This window comes from Corynebacterium sp. MSK122 (assembly GCF_030229435.2).
In the GTDB taxonomy this organism is placed as follows: domain Bacteria; phylum Actinomycetota; class Actinomycetes; order Mycobacteriales; family Mycobacteriaceae; genus Corynebacterium; species Corynebacterium marquesiae.
On sequence record NZ_JASPHV020000005.1, the window covers coordinates 70,737 to 92,988 of the forward strand.

Annotated in this window: 25 protein-coding genes; 10 read left to right on the plus strand and 15 right to left on the minus strand. The window is 62.9% G+C overall.

Annotated elements, in window-relative coordinates:
* Window positions 1–19 precede the first annotated feature (19 nt).
* Window positions 20–262, minus strand: a complete 243-nt coding sequence (locus tag QP934_RS03510; protein WP_198492452.1) for a glutaredoxin family protein — start codon at window positions 260–262, stop codon at window positions 20–22.
* Window positions 263–350: 88 nt separating this feature from the next.
* Here QP934_RS03510 and QP934_RS03515 point away from each other — a divergent pair, with 88 nt between their 5' ends.
* Window positions 351–1,388 carry an HAD family hydrolase gene (locus QP934_RS03515; protein WP_419126818.1) on the plus strand — a complete coding sequence of 346 codons (1,038 nt, stop codon included), beginning with the start codon at window positions 351–353 and terminating at the stop codon, window positions 1,386–1,388.
* A gap of 87 nt (window positions 1,389–1,475) precedes the next feature.
* On the opposite strand, the gene QP934_RS03520 is transcribed toward QP934_RS03515, so the two are convergent.
* The 5 genes from QP934_RS03520 to QP934_RS03540 form a co-directional block, all read right to left on the minus strand.
* Window positions 1,476–1,577 carry a 30S ribosomal protein bS22 gene (locus QP934_RS03520; protein ID WP_003855542.1) on the minus strand — a complete coding sequence of 34 codons (102 nt, stop codon included), beginning with the start codon at window positions 1,575–1,577 and terminating at the stop codon, window positions 1,476–1,478.
* A gap of 238 nt (window positions 1,578–1,815) precedes the next feature.
* Window positions 1,816–2,004 carry a helix-turn-helix domain-containing protein gene (locus QP934_RS03525; RefSeq protein ID WP_005276651.1) on the minus strand — a complete coding sequence of 63 codons (189 nt, stop codon included), beginning with the start codon at window positions 2,002–2,004 and terminating at the stop codon, window positions 1,816–1,818.
* A 225-nt stretch (window positions 2,005–2,229) separates the two neighbouring features.
* Window positions 2,230–3,021 (minus strand): pyrroline-5-carboxylate reductase, encoded by a 792-nt coding sequence (gene proC / locus QP934_RS03530; protein WP_419126819.1) that lies wholly within the window; start codon window positions 3,019–3,021, stop codon window positions 2,230–2,232.
* Between the two features lie 72 nt (window positions 3,022–3,093).
* Complete coding sequence (locus tag QP934_RS03535; RefSeq protein WP_419126820.1) at window positions 3,094–4,083, minus strand: tripartite tricarboxylate transporter TctB family protein; 990 nt, start codon at window positions 4,081–4,083, stop codon at window positions 3,094–3,096.
* Window positions 4,084–4,092: 9 nt separating this feature from the next.
* On the minus strand, window positions 4,093–5,022 hold the full coding sequence (locus tag QP934_RS03540) for a hypothetical protein (protein ID WP_419126821.1): 930 nt from the start codon (window positions 5,020–5,022) through the stop codon (window positions 4,093–4,095).
* Between the two features lie 33 nt (window positions 5,023–5,055).
* Here QP934_RS03540 and QP934_RS03545 point away from each other — a divergent pair, with 33 nt between their 5' ends.
* Window positions 5,056–5,982 carry a hypothetical protein gene (locus tag QP934_RS03545; RefSeq protein ID WP_150851360.1) on the plus strand — a complete coding sequence of 309 codons (927 nt, stop codon included), beginning with the start codon at window positions 5,056–5,058 and terminating at the stop codon, window positions 5,980–5,982.
* Here the strand turns inward: QP934_RS03545 and QP934_RS03550 are convergent.
* The 4 genes from QP934_RS03550 to mshA all read right to left on the minus strand — a co-directional run bounded on the left by QP934_RS03550 (window position 5,979) and on the right by mshA (window position 10,060).
* Window positions 5,979–6,686, minus strand: coding sequence for a response regulator transcription factor (locus QP934_RS03550; protein ID WP_419126822.1), 708 nt, complete (start codon window positions 6,684–6,686; stop codon window positions 5,979–5,981). The two genes, QP934_RS03545 and QP934_RS03550, sit on opposite strands and share 4 nt — an antisense overlap.
* Window positions 6,683–7,945 (minus strand): sensor histidine kinase, encoded by a 1,263-nt coding sequence (locus QP934_RS03555; protein WP_419126823.1) that lies wholly within the window; start codon window positions 7,943–7,945, stop codon window positions 6,683–6,685. Before QP934_RS03555 ends, QP934_RS03550 begins: the two co-directional genes overlap by 4 nt.
* 63 nt (window positions 7,946–8,008) lie before the next feature.
* Entirely contained in the window at window positions 8,009–8,755 is a 747-nt protein-coding gene (locus QP934_RS03560; RefSeq protein WP_340419336.1) for a phosphoglyceromutase, read from the minus strand.
* Window positions 8,756–8,794: 39 nt separating this feature from the next.
* Window positions 8,795–10,060, minus strand: coding sequence for a D-inositol-3-phosphate glycosyltransferase (mshA, locus tag QP934_RS03565; RefSeq protein ID WP_419126824.1), 1,266 nt, complete (start codon window positions 10,058–10,060; stop codon window positions 8,795–8,797).
* A gap of 66 nt (window positions 10,061–10,126) precedes the next feature.
* Here mshA and QP934_RS03570 point away from each other — a divergent pair, with 66 nt between their 5' ends.
* The 4 genes from QP934_RS03570 to QP934_RS03585 all read left to right on the plus strand — a co-directional run bounded on the left by QP934_RS03570 (window position 10,127) and on the right by QP934_RS03585 (window position 15,652).
* Window positions 10,127–11,842, plus strand: a complete 1,716-nt coding sequence (locus QP934_RS03570) for a long-chain-fatty-acid--CoA ligase (protein WP_419126825.1) — start codon at window positions 10,127–10,129, stop codon at window positions 11,840–11,842.
* A gap of 1 nt (window position 11,843) precedes the next feature.
* Window positions 11,844–12,329, plus strand: coding sequence for a methylated-DNA--[protein]-cysteine S-methyltransferase (locus tag QP934_RS03575; protein WP_419126826.1), 486 nt, complete (start codon window positions 11,844–11,846; stop codon window positions 12,327–12,329).
* Window positions 12,330–12,401: 72 nt separating this feature from the next.
* Window positions 12,402–14,111, plus strand: a complete 1,710-nt coding sequence (locus QP934_RS03580) for a long-chain-fatty-acid--CoA ligase (protein ID WP_419126827.1) — start codon at window positions 12,402–12,404, stop codon at window positions 14,109–14,111.
* An 11-nt stretch (window positions 14,112–14,122) separates the two neighbouring features.
* Entirely contained in the window at window positions 14,123–15,652 is a 1,530-nt protein-coding gene (locus QP934_RS03585) for an AMP-binding protein (protein ID WP_340419341.1), read from the plus strand.
* On the opposite strand, the gene QP934_RS03590 is transcribed toward QP934_RS03585, so the two are convergent.
* A complete protein-coding gene (locus QP934_RS03590; RefSeq protein WP_419126828.1) occupies window positions 15,649–16,887 on the minus strand; it encodes a YihY/virulence factor BrkB family protein in 1,239 nt (412 codons plus the stop codon). The genes QP934_RS03585 and QP934_RS03590 overlap by 4 nt on opposite strands.
* A 71-nt stretch (window positions 16,888–16,958) precedes the next feature.
* Here QP934_RS03590 and QP934_RS03595 point away from each other — a divergent pair, with 71 nt between their 5' ends.
* Window positions 16,959–17,435 carry an S-ribosylhomocysteine lyase gene (locus QP934_RS03595; protein ID WP_419126829.1) on the plus strand — a complete coding sequence of 159 codons (477 nt, stop codon included), beginning with the start codon at window positions 16,959–16,961 and terminating at the stop codon, window positions 17,433–17,435.
* 139 nt (window positions 17,436–17,574) lie between these two features.
* Here QP934_RS03595 and QP934_RS03600 read toward each other — a convergent pair whose 3' ends face one another.
* On the minus strand, window positions 17,575–18,681 hold the full coding sequence (locus tag QP934_RS03600; RefSeq protein WP_419126830.1) for a UDP-N-acetylmuramate dehydrogenase: 1,107 nt from the start codon (window positions 18,679–18,681) through the stop codon (window positions 17,575–17,577).
* A gap of 24 nt (window positions 18,682–18,705) precedes the next feature.
* On the opposite strand from QP934_RS03600, the gene QP934_RS03605 reads away from it, so the two are divergent.
* The 3 genes from QP934_RS03605 to QP934_RS03615 all read left to right on the plus strand — a co-directional run bounded on the left by QP934_RS03605 (window position 18,706) and on the right by QP934_RS03615 (window position 20,989).
* Window positions 18,706–19,197 (plus strand): DUF2505 domain-containing protein, encoded by a 492-nt coding sequence (locus tag QP934_RS03605; protein WP_419126831.1) that lies wholly within the window; start codon window positions 18,706–18,708, stop codon window positions 19,195–19,197.
* Between the two features lie 19 nt (window positions 19,198–19,216).
* A complete protein-coding gene (locus QP934_RS03610) occupies window positions 19,217–20,029 on the plus strand; it encodes a class I SAM-dependent methyltransferase (RefSeq protein WP_419126832.1) in 813 nt (270 codons plus the stop codon).
* 108 nt (window positions 20,030–20,137) lie between these two features.
* Window positions 20,138–20,989 (plus strand): DUF2993 domain-containing protein, encoded by an 852-nt coding sequence (locus QP934_RS03615; RefSeq protein ID WP_419126833.1) that lies wholly within the window; start codon window positions 20,138–20,140, stop codon window positions 20,987–20,989.
* On the opposite strand, the gene QP934_RS03620 is transcribed toward QP934_RS03615, so the two are convergent.
* From QP934_RS03620 to QP934_RS03630, 3 genes are read right to left on the minus strand one after another with little or no spacing between them, the layout of a single operon-like run.
* Window positions 20,986–21,507 carry a deoxyribose-phosphate aldolase gene (locus QP934_RS03620; RefSeq protein WP_340419347.1) on the minus strand — a complete coding sequence of 174 codons (522 nt, stop codon included), beginning with the start codon at window positions 21,505–21,507 and terminating at the stop codon, window positions 20,986–20,988. The two genes, QP934_RS03615 and QP934_RS03620, sit on opposite strands and share 4 nt — an antisense overlap.
* Entirely contained in the window at window positions 21,507–21,797 is a 291-nt protein-coding gene (locus tag QP934_RS03625) for a DUF2516 family protein (protein WP_317027104.1), read from the minus strand. Before QP934_RS03625 ends, QP934_RS03620 begins: the two co-directional genes overlap by 1 nt.
* 5 nt (window positions 21,798–21,802) lie before the next feature.
* Window positions 21,803–22,240: a CGLAU_01105 family protein gene (locus QP934_RS03630; RefSeq protein WP_340419348.1), complete on the minus strand. Its 438-nt coding sequence runs from the start codon at window positions 22,238–22,240 to the stop codon at window positions 21,803–21,805.
* Window positions 22,241–22,252: the final 12 nt, after the last annotated feature.

Genomic DNA, 22,252 nt, shown 5'->3' on the forward strand with positions numbered 1-22,252 from the left:
CGGTGTCGCGGATCCCGAATCAACCGGCCAGCTCGGCCGCTAACTCCTCGTTGTCTACTTCCCAGCAGGCAAACTCTTCGCCGTCGATGACCACAACGGGCACGCGGTCACCGAACTCCATGGCCAGCTCCGCGTCCTCATCCACGTTACGCACAGCAAGCTCCGCGCCTGCCCGCTTGACGACGGGGGTGATTTGCTCCCTCACGCGCGCACAAGAACCGCAGGTGGTGCGCACCATGAGCTCGACGAGATGCTGAGACATATTCTCCTCACAAGGACGGCGGCGGTCGAAACCATTACTATGGACACGTTAGTCCACCCCGCGTTTGCGAAAGCTGTTTGTCTCACTCGTGTCCGCTACCACTCCCCCAGGGTTCCCCGAATCCCCCCGCGACTTCTTGGCCAATTGGACCGCCTCGCGCGGTAACCTGCGTAATTTCTTGGAGACCCAAGCGCTCGCCCCGCTGGACGAGGAATCACAGCGCACCGCCGGTGAAGCCGCGGCCGCCGCGGCGCTGGAGGAATTTGGGCTGGAGTTGGAGGATTTCGCCTCCGGCGTGGACTCGGTCACCGGCTCCTATGACGCGGCCGGTGCACAACGCATCACCGCCCAAGACCCAGACGTACCGGTGGATGTGGGCGCGGCAGCGTTTTTCGACGTCGACAACACCCTCATCCAAGGCTCTTCCCTCGTGGAATTCGCCTTTGGCTTGGCGCGCAGGCGCTACTTCCGGCTTTCTGAAATCCTGCCGATTGCGTGGAAGCAGCTCAAGTTCCGCGTCTCCGGCAGCGAAAATGCCAAGGACGTGGCCGTCGGCCGCGCGCAAGCGCTGGAGTTTGTCAAAGGACGCAGCGTCGACGAGCTGGTGGAGCTTTGCGAGGAGATTGTAGACGCCTCGCTGGCCCGCCGCGCCTACCCTGGCACCACGCAGCTGGCGGAGATGCACCTGGCCGCCGGTCAGCAGGTGTGGCTGGTCACCGCCACGCCGGTCCAGCTAGCGCAGGTGCTCGCCCGGCGCTTCGGGTTTACCGGCGCGCTCGGCACCGTCGCGGAGGTCAAAGACGGCAAGTTCACCGGCCGGCTGGTCGGCGATATCCTCCACGGGCCCGGCAAAAAGCACGCCGTGGCCGCGCTCGCGACCATCGAAGGCCTCGACCTCTCGCGCTGCACCGCGTATTCGGATTCCGCCAACGACGCGCCCATGCTGTCCATGGTCGGCACCGCCGTGGCCATCAACCCAGACCGCAAACTGCGCGATATCGCTGGCGACCGCGGCTGGCTCGTGCGTGATTATCGCTCCGTGCGCCGCGCCATCCGCACCTATGGTCTGCCGGCGCTGGCCACCGCCGCCTTTTCCTATGGCGGCTGGCGCTACTACCGGCGGTAGCGAGGTCGGTAGAGGGCGCTGGGGGGACTTCGGCAAGCATGCAAAAACCCTCCGCACAATGGCGGAGGGCAAGAAGCGGGCTGGGGTTTACTTGCCCAGCTTACGACGCTGCACGCGGGTGCGGCGCAGCATCTTGCGGTGCTTCTTCTTGGACATGCGCTTGCGGCGCTTCTTAATGACGGAACCCATGGAGTCCTCACTTTCGTGTAGTACGTACTGTCAAACTTGTCAGCGCTAAAACGGCGAAGGTGCACTCTTGCCGCCGTGGCCACACGGACCGCGGGCCACATCAGCGAGCCGACACGAATGCACACCATCTTACCCAGCACCCAGCCCGTGACCAAAAAGGGCCTATGCGAAACAACAGCGCCCACCACCGCTGACCTCGAAGGCCAACAGAGGTGGGCGCTGTCTGTGCGGCGCGAGCCTAGGCTCCGTAGACGGAAGCCTCTAGGTACTCGTTGACGGCGGACTCGTGAACGCGGAAGGAGCGTCCGACGCGAACAGCCGGCATTTCGCCTGCGTGAACCAAACGGTAGACGGTCATTTTGGAGACGCGCATAATCTCGGCGACCTCCGCGATCGTCAGAAAGGTTCCCTTTTCTTCATTTGCCATATATATCTAACCCTTCAGCTCGTTACGCGCTGTAGGCTTCCCCTCCCACAGGACTTCACGCACGTGCTTGCCCTAGCCTATCGTGAAACATGTGACTAATGCGACCCAAGTGCCAAATTTTTTCACAGCATTCATTAGGGTTTCCCCTAAAAGCGCTGCTTAACACCTGCCCCAGCACTCCCGGGTGGGTACACCCCCACCACGGGGAGGTCGCACACGGCGGCGCTAGCCGAGCTCCTTGGCCTTAGCAGAGCAAGCCTCTGCCGCGCGGTAGAACGCGCCGCGCAGGCCGGACTCCTCCAGCTCGCGGACGGCGGCCGCAGTGGTGCCGCCCGGCGAGGTTACGCCAGCGCGCAGCTGGGTGGCCGAGCGGCCGGAGCTAGCCAGCATCTCACCAGAGCCGGCTGCGGCTTGGGCGGCAAGCTTCTCGGCGACGTCGCGAGGAAGGCCGAGCTGCACGCCGGCATCGACAAGCGCCTCTGCTACGAGGAAGAAATAAGCCGGGGAGGAGCCCGCCAGCGCGGTGGCGGCATCGATATTCTTCTCCGGAATGACCGCCACCTCGCCCACGGCCTCGAGCAGCTCGCGCACGCCGTCCATCTGGGCGTCGCTCACGTGCGCACCGGCCGCACAGGTGCACATGCCGCGACGCACCAACATGGGGGTATTAGGCATAACGCGCACCACCGGCACGCCTTCGCCCGCCGCACCCTGCAGCTGCTCTAGCGTCAGTCCCGCGGCCATGGACACGACCACGGCGTCCTTGGCCGGCTCAAGGCCTTCGAGCAGGTCCAGGATGGCGTAGGGCTTCACACACGCGAAGATATAGTCCGCGCCGTCCACCGCCGCCGCATTATCGCTGGTGACGTTGACGCCATAAGTCTCTTTGAGTTCCTGGCTGCGGGATTCGGTGCGATTGGTGACTGTGATATCCGAGCCCGCAAAACCCGATGCCACGAGTCCCGAGGTCAAAGCCTCACCGATTTGTCCGCCGCCTAAAATTGCAATCTTTGTCATAGTCTCCACCATGCCAAAAATGCGGAACCCCGGCTACCACGTGGGGTAACCGGGGCGTCGACAAGCGGGGGCTTAGAGCATAACCAACAGCAGCGGGCCGAAGGTCAGGATAAGGCCGGTAAAGCCGGCCAGGAACATGGAGAATCCATCGCGCGCGGTGCGCAGGGCGTGCGTCACGCCCACCATAATCGCGGTGACGCACAGCGCTAGGATGGCGACGACCAGGCGTGGGAAGCTATCCCACAGAATCTCAAAGCCCTTGAAGATGACAATCGCCAGCAGGATGCCCGCGACAATCATCAGCAGGATGGAAACTGGGTTGAGCTTCTCGTGCTCTTCTTCGATCCACTCTTCGTCGTCCTCGACCTTGGGCAGGTTGCCGGTTTCCTCGGCATCCTTAGCGACGCCCGCCTTCTTAGACGCCGGCACCGCCGCCGCAGCGGCCGCTCCAGCACCAGCTGTCGCAGCTCCCGCTCCGGCCGCCTTCGCGCCCTTGTCGGCCTTTGGCTTTTCGGCAACGGGCTTCGCTGCGGTGGCCTTGTCCGCGCTGGTCTTGTCTGCGGCCGGCTTCTCCGCTGCGGGCTTGACCGCAGCTGCCTTCGCCGCGGCAGGCTTGGCGTCGTCCGCCTTTGCCTTACCCACGCGCTGGATTACCGCGGTGTCATCTGCAGAAGGCTGGTTCTTCTTCGCCGCCCCCTGTGCCGCGGCGGCAGCAGCCGGCTTTGCGGTCTGCGCTGGCTTGGCGGCAGCCTTGGCTGCGGACTGAGAAGCTGGCTTGTCGGTGGACTTCTTTGCGGAGTCGGCATCGGTCGCTTCGGCGGCCTTGGGGGCGCGGATGACGGGAGCGTCCTCGTCGATGGAGACGGAGGTGTGCTTGGCCTCGGCAGGCGAAGCCTCTACCTTCTTGAGGTTGCCGGTTAGCTCGGCAACGGAAATGCCGCCTTCATCGAGGCTGCGGCGGTGGCGGCGCGAACGCTTGTCGTCCTTGCCGCCCTTTTCGCCGCGGGCCTTTTTATCGCGAGCCAGCAGCTCTGCCACGGTCAACTTCTTCTTGTCAGCCATGATCTCTTCCTATTCCAATCCCTTGTCGGTCCGGCGCAAAATGACGCCCTCACGCAGCGCCCACGGGCAGATTTCCAGCTTCTCAATGTCCAAGGCTCGCATGGATGCCTCGGCTACTAGAGCGCCGGCAACGATTTGGTGCGATCGGTTAGAACTTACACCTTCTAGGTCCGCTCTGTCTGCCGCAGTCATGCGAGAGATGAAGGAAATCAACTGGCGCAGACCCGGTGCAGTCAACGTGCGCTTGACGTATGGGCCGGCAGACGACGGGGCGGAACCGGTCAGGCGCGCCAGCGTACGGAAGGTTTTGGAGGTACCCACGGCGAGGCCAGCGGGGCCCATGGCCTTCATCTGCTGGGCAACGTTTTCGAGCTCCGCATCGATATAATCGCGCAGCGCACTTACCTTCTTTTTCTCCGGTGGGTCGGTGTCGAACCAGTTATGGGTCAAGCGGCCAGCGCCCAGGTCGAGGGAGAAGGCGAGGTCGGGGTGCTCGTCGGTACCGGTGGACAGCTCTAGCGAGCCGCCGCCGATGTCCAGGTTGGTAATACGGCCGGCGGACCAGCCGTACCAGCGGCGTGCGGAGAGGAAGGTCAGCTGGGCTTCTTCCACGCCGGAGAGAATCTGCAGGCGTACGCCGGTCTGCTTTTCCACCTCATCGAGCACGGCCTCCGAATTATGCGCGGAGCGCACCGCCGAGGTAGCAAAGGCGATAAATTCAGCGCAGCCCAACTTATCGCCCAGCTCGCTCGCCTCCGCTACGGCGCTGACCAGCTTCTTTACACCCTTTTCATGGATGTTGCCCTTTTTGTCCAGCTGTTCTACCAGCCGGAGCGGAGTCTTCCAATCGCTCATCGGAGTGGGCCGCCCGCCCGTCGCGGCATCGACCGCAACGAGGTGGACGGTATTGCTTCCGACGTCTAATACACCTAATCGCACACTAATAGCGTAGTAGGTCTACCGTGGTTAGGTGTGAATCGCCCAAAATCTGACACGGTATACCTAGGTTTTCCCGCGAGCTCGCCCGCGGCGGCGTCGATAAGAGCGGGCCGCGAAGAGGCCCCTGATTTCCCGCGGGAGTGGTTCGAATTTACCAACCCGAACGACCCACACCACGTCTTTTCCATCGACCTAACATGGGTGGAATCGCACTACAGTTGCCAATTTGGGACGTCGGCATGCCGGGGCATCGATAAGAGCCAGCCCGACGTGGGCTGCTGCGTGCATGGCGCCTATATGGCCGATGAGGAAGACCGCGACCAGCTTTACGACGCCGTCTCGCGCATGCCCGCCAAGTATTGGCAGCTGCGCCCAGCGGGGGTAGATGAGTTCCTAGCGCAGGACGCTACGGACGAGTTGGAGCCATGGCTAGAGTGGGACGAGCTCGACGGCGAGGACGGCGAACCGGAACCGGCGCTGAAGACACCCATAGTGGATGGCGCGTGCATTTTTGCCAACCGCGCCGGCTGGGCTACGGGTACGGGCTGCGCGCTGCACCAGTGGGCTGTCGATACCGGCGAGGAGCTCACGGTGGTAAAACCCGAGGTGTGCTGGCAGCTACCGCTGCGCCGATACGAAGACTATGAAGAGCGCCCGGATGGGCAGGAGATTTTGCGCACGCAGATCGGCGAGTATGACCGCCGCGGTTGGGGCAATGGCGGCGAGGACTTTGATTGGTATTGTTCGGCCGATGCCGCCTGCCACGCCAACCCGCTGCCGATGTGGCAATCGCACGAGGACGAGCTGGTAGCGCTCATGGGCCGAGAGTCCTATGAGATTCTGGCCGCGCACTGCAAGGCACGCGCCGCGGCGGCCGAGCACGGCGTCCAGCTCACGCAGCATCCGGCCAGCGTGAAGGCCGGGAGCCTACAGGCAGAAAACCAGCGGGCAGAGAGCTAGAGCTCGAATTTATAGCCCAGGCCGCGCACCGTAACCAGGTGCTTCGGGCGGGAGGGCTGCTCCTCGATCTTGGAGCGCAGGCGCTTGACGTGGACATCGAGCGTCTTGGTGTCGCCAACATAATCGGCGCCCCAGATGCGGTCAATGAGCTGGCCGCGGGTTAGTACGCGGCCGGCGTTGCGCAGTAGGTACTCCAGGAGGTCGAATTCCTTGAGGGGCATGGAAACCGGCTCGCCCGCGACGGTAACGGTGTGGCGTTCCACGTCCATCTTGACGCGGCCGCCCTCGAGGATCTGCTCGGCTACTTCTTCCTCCGCCTCGGTATCGGCGCCCGAGCCGGAATCGTGGCCGCGGCGCAAGACCGCGCGGATGCGGGCGATGAGCTCGCGGGAGGAATAAGGCTTGGTCACGTAATCATCGGCGCCGAGCTCAAGGCCGACGACCTTGTCGATCTCGGAATCACGTGCGGTCACCATGATGACCGGCACGGACGAGGTGGTGCGCAGCTGCTTGCATACCTCGGTGCCGGACATGCCGGGCAGCATGAGGTCTAGAAGGACGATATCGATGTCGTTAGCGGCAAACTTTTCCAGCGCGGTGGGGCCATCGTACGCGATGATCGGCTCGAAGCCCTCCTTGCGGAGGAGGAATGCCAGCGGATCTGCCAGCGACTCTTCATCTTCAACGATGAGGATGGTGGTCATTGTGCTTTATCCTTTCGACGTGCTGCAACGCGTGCTACTGCACGCGGGAGCCCAGGCGCCGCCGCGTCGACGGCATCCCTTTTCTCATTATCCTTCATGCCAGCATCCTGCGCTGGCTTTTCTTCCCTGTAGATGGGCAATTCGATGGTGAATGTAGAACCCGTACCGGGCCGGGACCACAGTTTGATGTTGCCGCCATGGTTGGCCACCACGTGTTTAACAATTGCTAATCCTAGGCCAGTGCCTCCGGTCTGCCGCGACCGGGCTTGGTCTACGCGGAAGAAGCGCTCGAAGACGCGCTTTTGATCATCCGGTGCGATACCGATTCCGCGGTCCGTGACGCGGATGAGCACGACCCCGCCATCCACCACTTTTTGGGAGACCGATACCGGCATCTTCTCCGGCGAATAGTTAATCGCGTTGGAGACGAGGTTAGACAGTGCGGTGACCAGCAGGGACCTATCTCCTTTGACCTGCACGCCGACGGAGGCGCCCCGGTTGAGCTCGATGGAGCGAGCCTCCGCAGCCAGTTGGTTGCGCGAGAGCGCTTCCTCGATGAGGTCATCGACGGCTAGCGGTTCCATCTCTGGCAGCGCCTCGGCGCCTTGCAGCTTGGACAAGGAAATAAGCTCGCTGACCATATCGGCCATGCGGTTGGCTTCCTTGTAGACCTTGTTGCCAAAGTACTCGACGGTTTCTTGGTCGCCGGGGTCTTGGAGCAGGGCCTCGGCCAGCAAGGCAATGCCGCCGACGGGGGTCTTGAGCTCGTGGGAGACGTTTGCCACAAAGTCGCGGCGGGCGGATTCCATGCGGACGTTTTCGCTCTCATCGGTGCCGTAGATGATGACAAAGCGGCCGTCGTTAAGCGTCAGCGGCTTAATGACCGCCTTGAACTGGATAACGCGGTGACCCGTGCGGCGTTTGGGAATAGCCAGGTCGACGGTGCGGGTCTCCTTGTCCTCGAAGACCTCCTGCGCGGTCTGCCACACGTCCGGGTTCACGGCGCGATCATGCACCAGGGACATCTCATGGGCGGCGGGATTGGACATGACGATTTCTTGGTTGCGGTCCAGCACCGCCAGGGCCGTCGGCGAGCCTTGCACGGCCAAGTGCAGCACCTGGCTGACCGTCGTGACCTGGTTGGCCTCGGCATCGGTGGCTTGGCGGTAGCGCGCAATGCGCCCGCGCAGCCAAGAAATCGCTGGCAGCGCCAGCCCGCAGGCCACCACGCCGGCGGCAAAGGAAAGAATCAATTCCACGTGTCTAGCCTATCCATCACAAAGTCCCCAGGGAATACTCCCCGGGGACTGTGGCGCAGTTTCTTACTTACCGCCCTGTGCAGCAACGGCGGCGGCACCAGCAGCGGCGGCTTCCGGATCCAGGTAAGTGCCACCTGGGTTTACTACGGAGCCGTCCTCGGTGATCTCATAGACCAGCGGGATGCCGGTTGGAATGTTCAGGCCGGCAATATCATCATCAGAGATATTGTCCAGGTGCTTAACCAGTGCGCGCAGGGAGTTGCCGTGAGCGGCGATGAGCACAGTCTCGCCCTTCTTGGCGCGCGGAAGGATTTCTTCTTCAAAGTACGGCACAAAGCGGGCGACGACGTCCTTCAGGCACTCGGTCTGCGGGACCTTATCCAGGTGCGCGTAGCGCGGGTCATTGGTCTGGGAGTACTCGGAGTCATCGGCCAGCTCCGGCGGGCGCGTGTCATAGGAGCGGCGCCATGCCATGAACTTTTCCTCGCCGTACTCTTCCTTGGTCTCGGCCTTGTTCAGGCCCTGCAGGGCGCCGTAGTGGCGCTCGTTGAGGCGCCAATCGCGCACCACTGGGATCCAGTGGCGGTCGGCGGCGTTAAGTGCGATATTTGCGGTGCGGATAGCACGGCGTAGAAGAGAGGTATAGAGAACATCGGGCAGAACGCCTTCCTGCGCGAGCAGCTCACCGCCGCGCTTGGCTTCTGCCTCACCCTTTTCGGTCAGATCTACATCGACCCAGCCAGTGAACTGGTTGGACTCGTTCCACTTGGATTGGCCATGGCGAAGAAGAATCAGTTTTCCGTTAGTCATGCCTCCAGCATGCCACGAAATTATTACCGGCGTCAGGGTTTAATCCCCGATCGCCCGCCGTTGATGGCAATCTGGGACCTCGATGCGGCTGGCCTCGTCATAGATTTCTGCGAGCGCGGCAGCGGAGCTGGCCCAGCTAAAGCGTGCGGCGTGGGCGACGGCGGCTTCGCCCATGGCGATGCGCATGGGGTCGTCGTCAAGCAGGCGGGCTAGAGCATCGGCCCAGTCGGACGGGTCATGCGAGTGCACCAGCAAGCCAGTCTCCCCGTCCGCCACAGCTATGGGCAGCCCGCCGACGGCCGCGGCTACCACCGGCGTGCCAGAAGCCTGGGCCTCCAGCGACACCAGACCGAAGGACTCGTTATAGCTAGGCACCGCTACGATATCGGCCGCGCGGTAGACCCCCACCAGCTCCTCTGGCGGGCGGGCGCCTAAAAAGCGCACGCGCTTATCGACGCCCAACTCGCGCGCCAACTCCCTATAGGCCTCCGGCGCCGTATTGGCTCCCGACGGGCCACCACAGATGACCACGCGCAGGTTGCGCGCTGGTTCGCGGCGGAAGAGTTCGGCCGTGGCGCGAATGAGGACCTCTGGGCCCTTGAATTTTTGTAAGCGCCCTACAAAGGCCACCACCTTAGTGTGCAGCGGAATGCCCAACTCGCGACGGGAGCGCTCGGTATTGCGGTCCGTGCCAGGGGAAAAAAGCTCTACGTCGGCGCCGGGTGAGACTACGCGAATGATGTCGCACTCGGCATCATAGTGTTCGGCCAAGTCGCGGGCTTCTTGCTCGGTATTGACCACGAGCAGGTCCGCGTTATCCATCAGTTGCTGCTCGCAGATGCGGCGGGCCTCGGACTCCAAGGTGTCATCCGCGGTCCGGGAGGCGTTTTTCACCGCGGCGAGGGTATGGGCCGTGTGGATGAGCGGAATGCCCCAGAGATCCCGTAGCAGCCAGCCCACCTGGCCGGAGAGCCAGTAGTGGGAGTGAATAAGGTCATATTTCTTGCCCTGCCACTTGGCAAATTGCACCATGCCGCCCGCGAAAGCGGCCAGCTGGGTCGGCAGATCTTCTTTGTCCAGGCCCTCGTACGGCCCGGCGACGATATTAATGACGCGCAGATGGGGTTCAACCTCAATGATTTCGCCCTGGCTAGGCCGAGTGGCGCGGGTATAGACGTCCACCTCTATTCCCCGGCGAGCCAGTTGGCGCGCACTATTGAGGACGTAGACGTTCATGCCGCCGGCGTCCCCCGAGCCGGGCTGTTCAATCGGCGAGGTATGCATAGAGATCATGGCGATGCGCATGGCGCTCAATTCTACCGGCGCTATACTGGCCCCTGCCAGAAACCTACGCCACCGAAAGGTAAAGTTTTGTCCGCATACGAATCACAGGCTTGGCTCCAGTATTACCCGGAATGGACACCGCACCACCTCGAGTACGGCGACACCACGTTGCTGGATATTTACGACAACAACCTTGAGGTCAACGGCGATAAGCCGGCCACCTACTTCTTCGGACGCACCCAAACGTATGCGGAGCTGGACCGTCAGGTTCGCGCTGCGGCCGCTGGCTTGAAGGCCTTCGGTGTGCGCCCCGGTGACCGAGTCGCCATCGTGGCACCAAACTCGCCGCAGTACATCGCGGCGTTCTACGCCATCTTAAAGCTGGGTGCCCAGGTGGTACTGCATAACCCGCTGTATACCGCCCACGAGCTGGAAGGTCTCTTCCAGGATCACGGTGCGCGCATCGCCATCGCCTGGGATAAGGCAGCGCCGACTTTGGAGAAGCTGCGCGCGACCACCAACCTGGAAACGGTCGTGTCCATCAACATGATCAACGCCATGCCCACCCTGCAGCGCGCGGCCCTGCGCCTGCCCATCCCGCCGCTTAAGTCCAAGCGCGAGCAGCTCTCTTCCCCGGCGCCAAATACCGTGCCGTGGGAAACCTTGGTGGGCAACGCCATCGGCGGCGACGGCAGCGATATCACCACGCCGCAGGACGTGGACAAGGACACCATCGCGCTAATTATGTACACCTCTGGCACCACCGGCGCCCCGAAGGGCGCCATGCTCTCGCACGGCAACCTCTTTTCCAACCTGATGCAGGGCAAGGCGTGGGTTCCTGGCCTGGGCGATAAGCCGGAGCGTATGCTAGCCGCCCTCCCCTTCTTCCATGCTTATGGCCTGACCATGAACGTGACCTTGGCACAGTTCATCGGCGGCGAGCTGGTCATTCTGCCGAAGCCCGATATGTCGCTCATTATGCAGGTGATGAAGAAGCACACCCCGACCTGGGTTCCGGGCGTACCGACGCTCTACGAGCGCATCGTGAAGGCCGCCGAGGATCAGGAAATCCCCATCAAGGGTGTGCGCGCAGCCTTCTCCGGTGCGTCTACCCTGCCTTCGGACACGGTCAACAAGTGGGAGAACTACACCGGCGGCCTCTTAGTGGAGGGCTACGGCCTCACCGAGTGCTCGCCGATCATCGTGGGCAACCCCATGAGCACCGACCGCCGCCCAGGCTACGTGGGCATTCCGTTCCCGGATACCCAGGTGCGCATTGCCAACCCGGATAACCTGGATGAGACACAACCGGACGGCGTTGAGGGCGAGGTGCTGGCCCGCGGCCCGCAGATCTTCAAGGGCTACCTCAACAATGACGAGGCCACCAAGGCCGCCTTCCACGGCGAGTGGTTCCGCACCGGTGACATGGGCGTCATGGAGGAAGATGGTTTCATCCGCCTGGTCAGCCGCATCAAGGAGATCATCATTACCGGCGGCTTCAACGTGTATCCGGGCGAGGTGGAAGAAATCCTGCGCGAGCACCCAAGCATTGATGACGTCGCCGTGGTCGGCCGTCCGCGCGAGGACGGCTCCGAAGACGTCGTGGCCTGCCTCGACCTCGCCGACGGTGCCGCCCTCGACCCGGAGGGCCTCAAGGACTACTGTCGCGAGCGCCTGACCCGCTACAAGGTCCCCCGCACCTTCTACCACTTTGAGGAGCTGGCGAAGGACCAGATGGGCAAGATCCGCCGCCGCGAGGTCCAGGCAGACCTCATCCGCCGCCTCGAGGCCGAACAGAACTGAGATGTTCCGCCTTATCGATAGCCCCCTCGGACCCCTGCGCCTGCAGGCGAGCCCGCGGGGGCTTTCCCGTGTCGAATTCACCGCAGCCGGCACCCCGCAGGAGGAGGTAAGCAGAGTGGAAGAAGGGGACGTCGGAAAGCGCAGTGCAGACGTGCTCGATGCCGCCCAAGCGCAGCTCGCGGAGTATTTCACCGGCCAGCGCCGCGCCTTCGAGCTTCCCCTCGACCCGCCTGCGACGACCGACTTCCGCGCCGCGGTGCATGCGCAGTTGGCGGAAATTGGCTACGGGGAAACGGTCACCTACCGCGACGTCGCTAAGTTACTCGGCCGCCCCGGCGCGACGCGGGCCGTGGGCAGTGCGTGCGGCGCCAATCCCCTGCTCATCGTGCGGCCGTGCCATCGTGTGCTGCGCAGCGATGGCAGGCTCGGCGGCTACGCGGGTGGCCTGGAAGCCAAACGTTTTTTGCTGACATTAGAAGAAAACTAGAGGGCTTCTTCGCGTTTGGGATATGCTATCCCCTCAGAAATAGTTTTTGTAGCCAAACGAAAGGTTTTTCGCGTGTCTGCTTCCACCTCCCGAGCCTGGCTCGAACACTACAGCGACTGGACCCCACACACGCTGGACTACGGCGATAAGACCATCGTCGACTACTACCGCGATAACCTGCGGGTCAACGCCAATAAATCCGCCACCTACTTCTTCGGCCGCACGCAAACCTACGCGGAGCTCGACGCCCAGGTGCGCGCCGCCGCGGCCGGGCTCAAGGCCTTTGGCATTCGCCCGGGTGACAAGGTGGCCATCGTCCTGCCCAACTGTCCCCAGCACGTCGCCGCGTTCTATGCGGTGCAGCTACTTGGTGCCACCGTGGTCGAGCACAACCCGCTCTACACCGCCCCGGAGTTGGAAGGGCTGCTCAATGACCATGGCGCGCGTGTGGCTATCTCCTGGGATAAAACCGCCTCCACGCTGGAAAAGCTGCGCTCGACCACCCCGCTAGAAACCATCGTCTCCGTCAACATGGTCGAGGCCATGCCCCCGCTCAAGCGCCTCGCGCTGCGCCTGCCCATCCCGCCGCTGGCCGCCAAGCGCGAGCAGCTCACCAGCCCCGCGCCCAATACCGTGGAGTGGTCCACCCTCATCGGCTCGGCCATCGGCGGCGATGGCTCGAATCTCGATGTCCCTGAGATCTCCCAAGACGATATTGCGCTCATCCTCTACACCTCCGGCACCACCGGAAAACCTAAAGGCGCGCTCCTCTCACACGGCAACCTCATTGCCAACGCCATCCAGGGCAAGGCCTGGGTGCCGCAGATGGGCAAGCAACAAGAGCGCTTCCTCGCGGCACTGCCCATCTTCCACGCCTATGGCATGACCACGCTGTGCGTCTTCAGCATCTACTTGGGCGCCGAGCTCATCCTTGTCCCTTCCCCACAAATGCCGCTCATTCTGGACATCGTGAAAAAGCGCACGCCTACCTGGCTGCCGGGCGTGCCCACGCTGTATCAAAAAATCATGGACGCAGCGGAAGAAAAGGACGTGGACCTAAGCGGCATCCGCAATGCCTTCTCCGGCGCCGCCACGCTGCCCGTAGAGATTGTGGAGCGCTGGGAAAACTTAACCGGTGGCCGGCTCGTGGAGGGTTTTGGCATGACAGAAACCTCCCCGGTCCTCACCGCCAACCCCATGAATGGCAAGCACCGCCCAGGCTATGTGGGCGTGCCCTTCCCGGATACGGAAGTGCGCATTGCCAACCCCGAAAAACTGGATGAAACCCAACCCGACGGCCAACCGGGTGAGATGCTCGCGCGCGGCCCGCAAATTTTCCAGGGTTATTTTGGCAATGCCGCCGCCACTGAAAAGACCTTTCACAATGGCTGGTTCCGCACCGGCGATATGGCGCTCATGGAGCCGGATGGCTATATCAAGCTGGTCAGCCGCATCAAGGAAATCATCATCACCGGCGGCTTCAACGTCTACCCCGCAGAGGTAGAAGAGGCGATTGCCCAGCATCCCGACGTCGTAGATGTCGCCGCCGTGGGCCGCCCGCGCCAGGATGGCTCCGAGGATGTCGTCGGCTGCGTCACCCTGCGCGATGGCGCCGTGCTCGATCCCGAGGGCCTGAAGGAATTCTGCCGCGAGCGCCTCACCCGCTATAAGGTGCCGCGTACCTTCTATCACTTCGAAGATCTGGCGCGTGACCACCTGGGCAAGATTCGCCGCCACCAGGTGCGCAAGGACCTGCTCGAGCTGCTGGGGACGAAGGCCTAAACTTAGCGGCTATGGCAGAAATTCACTATGGCGCTACCTTGACGGATTTCCTCGCGGCGGCCGTCGCGAGGTTTCCGCAGCGCCCCGCCACCTACTTCGCCGGCCAGACACTGACCTATGGCGAGCTCGATGCCCAGGTGGCAGCCGCGGCTGGGGCCCTGCGCGAGATGGGCGTGCAGCCCGGCGACCGCGTGGCGCTCCTGCTGCCCAATTGCCCGCAGCACGTGGTGGCATTCTTCGCCATCCTGCGCTTGGGCGCGGTGGTGGTGGAGCATAACCCGCGCTATACCGCGCACGAGCTCACCCCGCTGCTCGCCCACCATGGCGCCCGCGTGGCGATTGCCTGGGAGGACATCGCCCCCACCGTCTCCGCGCAGGTAGAGACCACCATCTCCGTCTCCCTTAGCGCACCGCTTCCGCTAAACGGCACCCCAGTGGAGGCGCACCCAGCCACGCTTGCCGACGCCGCCCTTATCCTCTACACCTCCGGAACCACTGCCCACCCCAAGGGTGTGGTCTTAACCCACGGCAACCTCGCGGCGAACTGCCTGCAGCTAGAAACCCAGGCCCCGCTGCGCGCTGGCCACGAGCGCTTCCTGGCCGCGTTGCCTATGTTCCATTCCTATGGCCTGACGATGAGCGTGTTGCTCGCGGTGCGCTGCGCGGCCGAGATCATCCTGCTTGCCGCCCCACACACCGACGCGGTGACCAAGGCGCTAGCCACGCGCCGCCCCACCTGGATGCCGGGCGTGCCCACCATCTACGAGCGGGCCATGGCGGCCGCGCCCACCGCCGCTGGGTCATCCGCCCCCACGGATCTCGGCGGGGTGCGCTATTCCATTTCGGGCGCGGCCTCGCTGCCCTCGCGCATCATCGATCCCTGGGAAGCACGCACCGGCGGCATGCTGGTGGAAGGCTATGGGCTCACCGAAACCTCTCCCGTACTGACCATCAATCCCCTTAATGACGCCCGGCGCGCCGGCACCATCGGCCTGCCGCTTCCGGATACGCACCTGCGCATCGGCGATCCTCAGGACCTCAGCCGCACCCAGCCGGATGGCGAGGCCGGCGAGATCCTCGCCCGCGGCCCGCAGGTCTTTAGCGGCTACCTTGCCGACGCCACCGCCACCGCCGCCGCCTTCCATGAAGGCTGGTTCCGCACCGGAGACATGGGCGTTCGCGATCCCGATGGCCATATCCGGTTGGTGGGCCGCATCAAGGAAATCATCATCACCGGTGGCTTCAATGTCTATCCCGGCGAGGTTGAGGAGGCCTTAACCTCCCATCCTGGTATTGCCCAGGCCGCAGTCGTGGGCGTTCCTCGCTCCGATGGTTCAGAGGATGTCGCCGCTTGCGTGGTGCTTGCCCCCGGCGCGCAACTCGACGAGTCTGCCTTGCGCGACCATTGCCGCGGGTTGTTGGCGCGCTATAAGGTCCCGCAGCGCTTCTTTGCCATGGAGACGCTCGCCGCCGACCAGCTGGGCAAGCTGCGCCGCCGCGTTGTCCAGCGCGATCTCCTCGCCCTGCTCAACCAGGGCTAGCCTTCTTCACGCGCTTCCCGGCGCACCGCCTGTTTGTAGATACGCTCAGATCGTTCCTCAAGGTCGTGCTGGGCGCGGGCTTGGGCTTTAGCGGCGGCGTCGGAACGCGGCGGGGCCTGAATATGCCGCGTGGCGTGCAAGCCCAGTTGCAGTTCTTTGGCGCGCAGAACCTCCGCATCGATTTTGATGCCTAAAATGAGCATCGTATTAGATAGCCACACAGCCATGAATACAGCCATGATGAGGCTGAAGGCGCCGTAGACGCTGGCTCCGGCAAAGCGCTGGGTATACAGCGCAAATGCTCCCCACACCACCACATTGGTGCTAAGCGCCACTACGGAGCCGAGGGTTATCCACCGAAAGCGCGCCGGTCGCACATTCGGGGAAAAGTGATACAAGATAGCGATCAAGCTCAGCACGATCACCACGGTGAGCGGGAAGCGCAGCCAATTCCACACTGGCATAAAGATGCCGCCCAAAAAATCCGCGGTGCCTTGCATGTCCAGCTTGCCAGCCAGCGGTTCGACCACACCACTCACGATGGTATCGCGCAGCAGGTTGGCAAAAAGCACGATGACCGCGCCGATGACCAAGATGATGGTAAGCCCCCACATAAGCGCCCAAGTGCGGATAATCCCGCGGCCTTCTACCCGCCCGTAAACGGTATTGGCGGTGCGGGAGAAGGCACGCACGTAGGCCGAGGCGGCAAAAAGAGAAACCAGCACGGATACCACCAGCGCGAAGGTGCCTTGTGCCGTGGAACCAATGATGGAGCCAACCAGTTTTTCGGCCTGCTCCGTCATCGAACTGGGCACGTAGTCTGCAATGAACCGCGAAGTTAATTCGTGTACCTCGGCGCGCCGAGAGGAAAAGATGAGCGTCGCTATCGAATAGGCCGCGAGCACCGTAGGGGCAAAGGCCATAAGCGTGAAGTACGTCATCGTGGCGGCGCGATCCATCAAAGCATCGTGGAAGAAGTCCGCCCACACGCGGCGGAGCACCAACCCCCAGCTTTCCTTACGCAGGCGGTTGCCGCGGGCCAACGGATCGACATTTTCGGTGTGGCCTTCAATCTTGACCACGGTGGGCGCAGTGCTCGGCACGATTTTATCCGCGCCCTCATAGACGGATTTGCCCACCGGAGTAGCCGCAGCGCTCGGCGGTTCGCCGGAAGACGAATTGCCAGAGGTGCGTGCGACGCCAGGAACCTCGGCGGAATCGTCCAGTGTGCTCATATTATCCCAGCGTATGCGGTAAAGAATCTATTTCAGGAAGTGACACTCAGCTGTGATTACACTGGAGAGACATGACTGAACAGAATGATAAAAAGCTCAACGTGAAGTCCTTCGAACTCGACCACCGCCTAGTCAGCGCGCCATATATCCGCGTGGCCGACCGCACGGATTTGGGCGGCGGCGTCGAAATCATCAAGTATGACCTGCGCTTCTGCCAGCCGAACCAGGACCACCTGGATACCAAGCCGCTGCACTCGGTGGAGCACATGATGGCCAACTTCATGCGCAATTACACCGATAAGCTCATCGGTTTTGCCCCGATGGGCTGCCGTACTGGCTTCTACGCCATCACCAACGGCATGGAGCAAGATGAGCTGCTGCGCGCGGTGGAAGGCGCGCTTAACGATATTCTTAACGCTACCGAGGTACCGGCCGCCAACGAAGAGCAGTGCGGCTGGGGTGCGCACCACAGCTTGGAGGGCGCGCAGGAGGCGGCCCGCGCATTCTTGGGCGCTAAGGATGAGTGGCTCCAGGTCATGGCCGCCTAAGCTAGGCGGATGCGCCGGCACGCTAGGTGCCGAACTGAAAACAGCCACGATAGACCCGAAAACCGCGTGGTTAAGGGCGCTATCGTGGCTGCTTTGGAGGTTTTATGCCCCAGAGACCGGAGCGAAAAGCAGTCGCGCGCTACTCGTCGAGGGCGAGGCCAATCCAGACGGGTTCGGGCACGAGTTCCACCCCGAAGGTCTCATGGACACCGTCGCGGATGGTGCGGGCAAGATCCACGATATCGGCGGCCTTAGCCTCGCCGCGGTTGGTCAGCGCCAGCGTGTGCTTCGTCGAGAGCGTGGCCCGGCCGGAGCCCGGGTAGCCCTTGGCAAACCCGGCGCGGTCAATGAGCCAGGCGGCGGAGAGCTTTTCCCGGCCGGTCTCTGCAGAGGGGTGGCGGGGCATGGAGTCTGCAGTGGCGTCGCCAAGCGAGGCACGGACCTTGGCCTGGACGGCGTCGGCAAGAGCGGAGTCCACCACCGGGTTGGTAAAGAAAGAGCCAGCGGACCAGGTGTCATGGTCGGTGGGGTCGAGCACCATGCCCTTGCCGCGGCGCAGCTTGAGGACCTGCTTGCGGACCTCGGCCACGGGGCGGCGCTCGCCCGGATTCTGGGTGAGCTGACCAAAGCGCAGCGGGCGGGAAAGGCCCTCGGTATCGAGCTGGAGCTCCACCTCAAGGACCACGGCGCGGCCGGTGAATTTCAGGTTGGAATAGCGATACGCTAGCTCCAGATCGGAGGCGGGGACCCACTCATCGCTATCGGTGCGGCGGTTATAAAGGCGCACGCGGGTAAGGACCTCAGAGATCTCCGCGCCATAGGCACCCACATTCTGCACGGGGACCGCGCCCACGGTGCCGGGGATGCCGGAGAGGCACTCGATGCCACCCAGGCCGAGCTGCACGGAGCGAGCCACCACGTCATCCCAGACGGCGCCCGCCTGTGCGCGCACCACGCCGGTTTCGGTGTCCATAGAGACCTCATCGAAGTCGAGGATGACCGCGACGAGATCCACTGCGTCATCGGCCACCAAGAGGTTGGAGCCGCCGCCAACGACGATGAATTTCACTTCGGCGTGATCAAGGGCACGCACCACGGCGACGGCAGCGTCTGGCTGCAAGCAGCGCAGTGCGGCCTGCGGTTTTCCGCCTACACGCAGCGTAGTCAGGTCCGCGAAGGTGGCGGCGGGGTCCAGTTCTACCCCGTCGATCGCTGTGAGCTGTTGCGTCAAAGATTTATCAAGCACGCATACCAAGGTAGTCTGTTAGGCATGTCAACCCGTAGTGAAAACACCGTAACCATCAATCAGCCCATCGAAAAGGTTCACAGGGCGCTGCTCACCAAGGAATACTGGGAGTACATCGTGGCCAACCTCTCCCCCGAGGCGGGCCAGGTGCACGACTTCAGCGATAACGTAGCCACCCTCTTCGAGGTTCTGCCGACCACCTTGCTGCCAGAGGCAGTGCGCGCCATGGTCTCCCAGGACCTGAAGGTCAAGCGCGTGGTTACCGTGGGCGAGCTCAGCGGCGAGGCTGCTGACGTTAACTACACCGCGGATGTCAAGGGCACCCCGGTTGATTTCAAGGGCGATATCTCCCTGGCTGGCGAGGGCGAGATGACCAAGCTGTCCTACGTCAACGAGATTTCCGTCAATATCCCGATGATGGGCGCCGCCATCGAGCCGAAGGTGGGCGAGTCCCTGGGCGAGCTCTTCGATAACGAGGGCAAGCTGACCGAACAGTGGATCTCTGAGAACGCCTAAGTTCTAAAGATCCAAATCTATGGCCGACCACGCACATAATCTGCGCGCTAGCGCAGCTGCGGGTCGGCCTTTTGGCGTTATCACCCGCGGCACCACCAACCACAACCGGCTGCGGCGCTGCGATAGGTGGATGCTCGCGCACCCGGAGATTTCCGCGCTGCTGCGGCATGTAGATACCCCGCTGGCGCTCGACGTGGGCTACGGGGCCTCGCATGCGACCACCGTGGAGTGGGCGGGGTGGCTGCGTCGGGCGAATCCGCAGGTAGACGTGCGCGGACTGGAAATCCACCCGGACCGGGTGCTGCCGCCGCGCGATGGCGTGCGCTTCGAGCTAGGCGGTTTTGAGCTTGCCGGCTACCGGCCGCAGCTAGTGCGCGCGTTTAATGTGCTGCGCCAATACGATGTGGACCAGGTGGAAGAGGCCTGGAAAACGGTGTGCTCCCGCCTTGCCCCGGGCGGCTTCTTTGTGGAGGGCACCTGCGATGAGCTCGGCCGGCGCGCGGCCTGGCTGCTGCTCGATGCCCATGGTCCGCGGACACTCACCCTGGCGTGGGACCCGTTTGATGTGGCGCGCCCTTCCGATATTGCCGAGCGCCTGCCCAAAATCCTCATCCACCGCAATGTGCCCGGCGAGCCCATCCACGAGCTGCTTCAGGCCGCCGACGAGGCTTGGGATCGGGCTGCCGGCTGGGCGCCTTACGGTCCGCGCGTGCGCTGGCGTAGGGCACGCTCCATGCTTGCCGACGTCCCCTTTAACATCCACCCCGTCCGCCGGCGCCTGCGCGATAATGTGCTCACCGTGGACTGGGAGTCTGTCGCGCCACGGGACTAAACGCGCCGCGCGCTGATGGCAGCTGGGGAGCTGTGAAGTGCCTAGCAATGTGCCCGAAGGCTCCCGCAGACTTTGCCCCGCGCCGTCTCATGCGCCACACTGGTACGCATGGCTTCGAAGAAATCGGCGGGTTCACTCGCCTGGAAAATCATCATTGGCATCCTCGTAGCACTGCTCGTGCTCATCCTCTTGGCCGAGTTCGGCCTGCGCTGGTTCATCGGTCACCAGATGACCTCGCAATTCAACGAGGCCGCGGAGCAAGAGGGAATCCAGGTCAAAGAAGATCCCTCCGTCAGCTTTGGCGGCAGCCCACTGCTCGTAGGGCTATTCAAGGGTTCCATTTCCCAAATGGATATGACCACGCCGTCCACCCTGCAAATCGACGGCGCCGAGATCAAGGGCCAACCTGCCTCCGAGATCCACGTGGAAGACATGAGCACCGACCAGGAGAATCCGGTAGCCGGCAAGCTACGCGCTTCTACCACCGTGCCGGATGACTACCTGCTGGCATCCTTCCAGAAGGGCATTTCCGAGCAGGCAGGCAGCGAGAAGGTGGGCAATATGGTGGTCACGGAGATCACCGCCAACGAGCAAGACCACGTGCTGGACGTGAAGTTTGCCGGCGGCCTTGCCAACCTCTCGCTAGAGCCCACCGCCCACGACGGAAAGCTCGATATCCGCGCTACCGAGGCCTCCATCTTTGGCCTTGAGCTGCCGGATCAGGCCACCGAAGCCATCTCCTCCGCACTGCAGAACGGCATGTCGGATCAATTCGTGGGTTCTGACATGAACGTCGATTCAGTAGAGGTACTCGATGGCGAGCTCAAGCTCACCATCACCGGCACCGATGTTCCGATGAATGACATGGATAAGCTGGCCGGCGGCGGTGACTCCGCGGGCCAGGGCGGGGCCACTGGCAATAGCGCGCCGCAGCAGGACGCGCAGGAGAAAGCCGCCTAAACCGCAGCGGCGGGAAATTCGAGGACCGGAAGCTTGGCAGCGGCCAACGCCGGTCCTTTTTTCATCTCCTCTTCCCCGGCACCGGATTCCTCGTTGTCCACGGCGGCAGAACTGCGCACAATGAGGCGCTGATAACCGGCCTGCTGTGCAGCCGTAACCGCGGCAGCTGCGGCATCGGCCGCATCTGTGCCCACAGCCCCCGGCACGATGAGGCCCAAGCGAGCCGGATCGGGGCAGGCCTCGCGGATGGCGATGAGCTCGGAGAGCACGGCATTGGCATCCGTCACGGTCTCATCGAGGCTGACCCACACCTCGCTGGCGCCCGATTGGATGGCCAAGCGCGCCTCGGAGGCCTTGATGAGAGTGTGGTGGCGGCCGGTGGGATAGCCGGCGACGGAGATGATATCGGCCGCGCCCGCGCCTGCGGCAAGGGAAACATGATGCGGGGAGACGAGGACGGTGTTATCGGCAGCGCGGTCCTTGACCATCGCGGCTGGGGCAGCAAGCAGATTAAGCATTAGTAGCTATAATCGCCGTTGATAATGGCCTTGAGCTGCGGGCGCACATCAAACCAGTACACGCCGGTAATGACCGCGCCGATCCAAGACAGAAAAGCCAAGCCGGTACCCATGGCTACCGCGGAACCGGCCAGCAGGCCAACCCACACCCACTTGCCCTGACGGTCGCCGGCGCGGAAGGCGTCCTCGCGCGTGGTAGCGGCGAGGATCGCGCCGACGATGGCGGTCAGGGTGAGGATTTGGAAGATGTAGCTGTCTAGATGCAGGGCAAGATTATAAAGGAAATACATGCAGATTAATTCTGTGGGTCGTCGGTGTCGATTACTTCGCCATCGATAATATTATCGCCCTGCGAAGGAGCAGAATCCTGGCCAGGGCGCGCCGCATTCTTCTTTTCCGCACGGCGGGCCTGAGCGGAATTATAGGCGTCCATCACGCCCTCGCGGGTCTCGTTATAAGCGGTGGAGAACTTGCCCTTAGCGGCGTCGAAAGCAGCGGACTCACGGGTGCCATCGGCGGCCTTCTTCACAGTGGCACCGAACTCCTTCGCGGTAGCAGTGGCCTTATCCACCAAGCCCTCCTTGCCGGATGCGCCATAAGGGCTTTTCGCTTGCGCGCCATTAGCGTGCTGGGTGCGTTCTTCTTGCAGGCGGCCACCGAAGTCCTTGGCTACCTCAAAAGCAGCGCTGCCGGCATCTTTCAGGGAATCGAAAATCTTCTTATTATCACTCATTGCTCATTACTC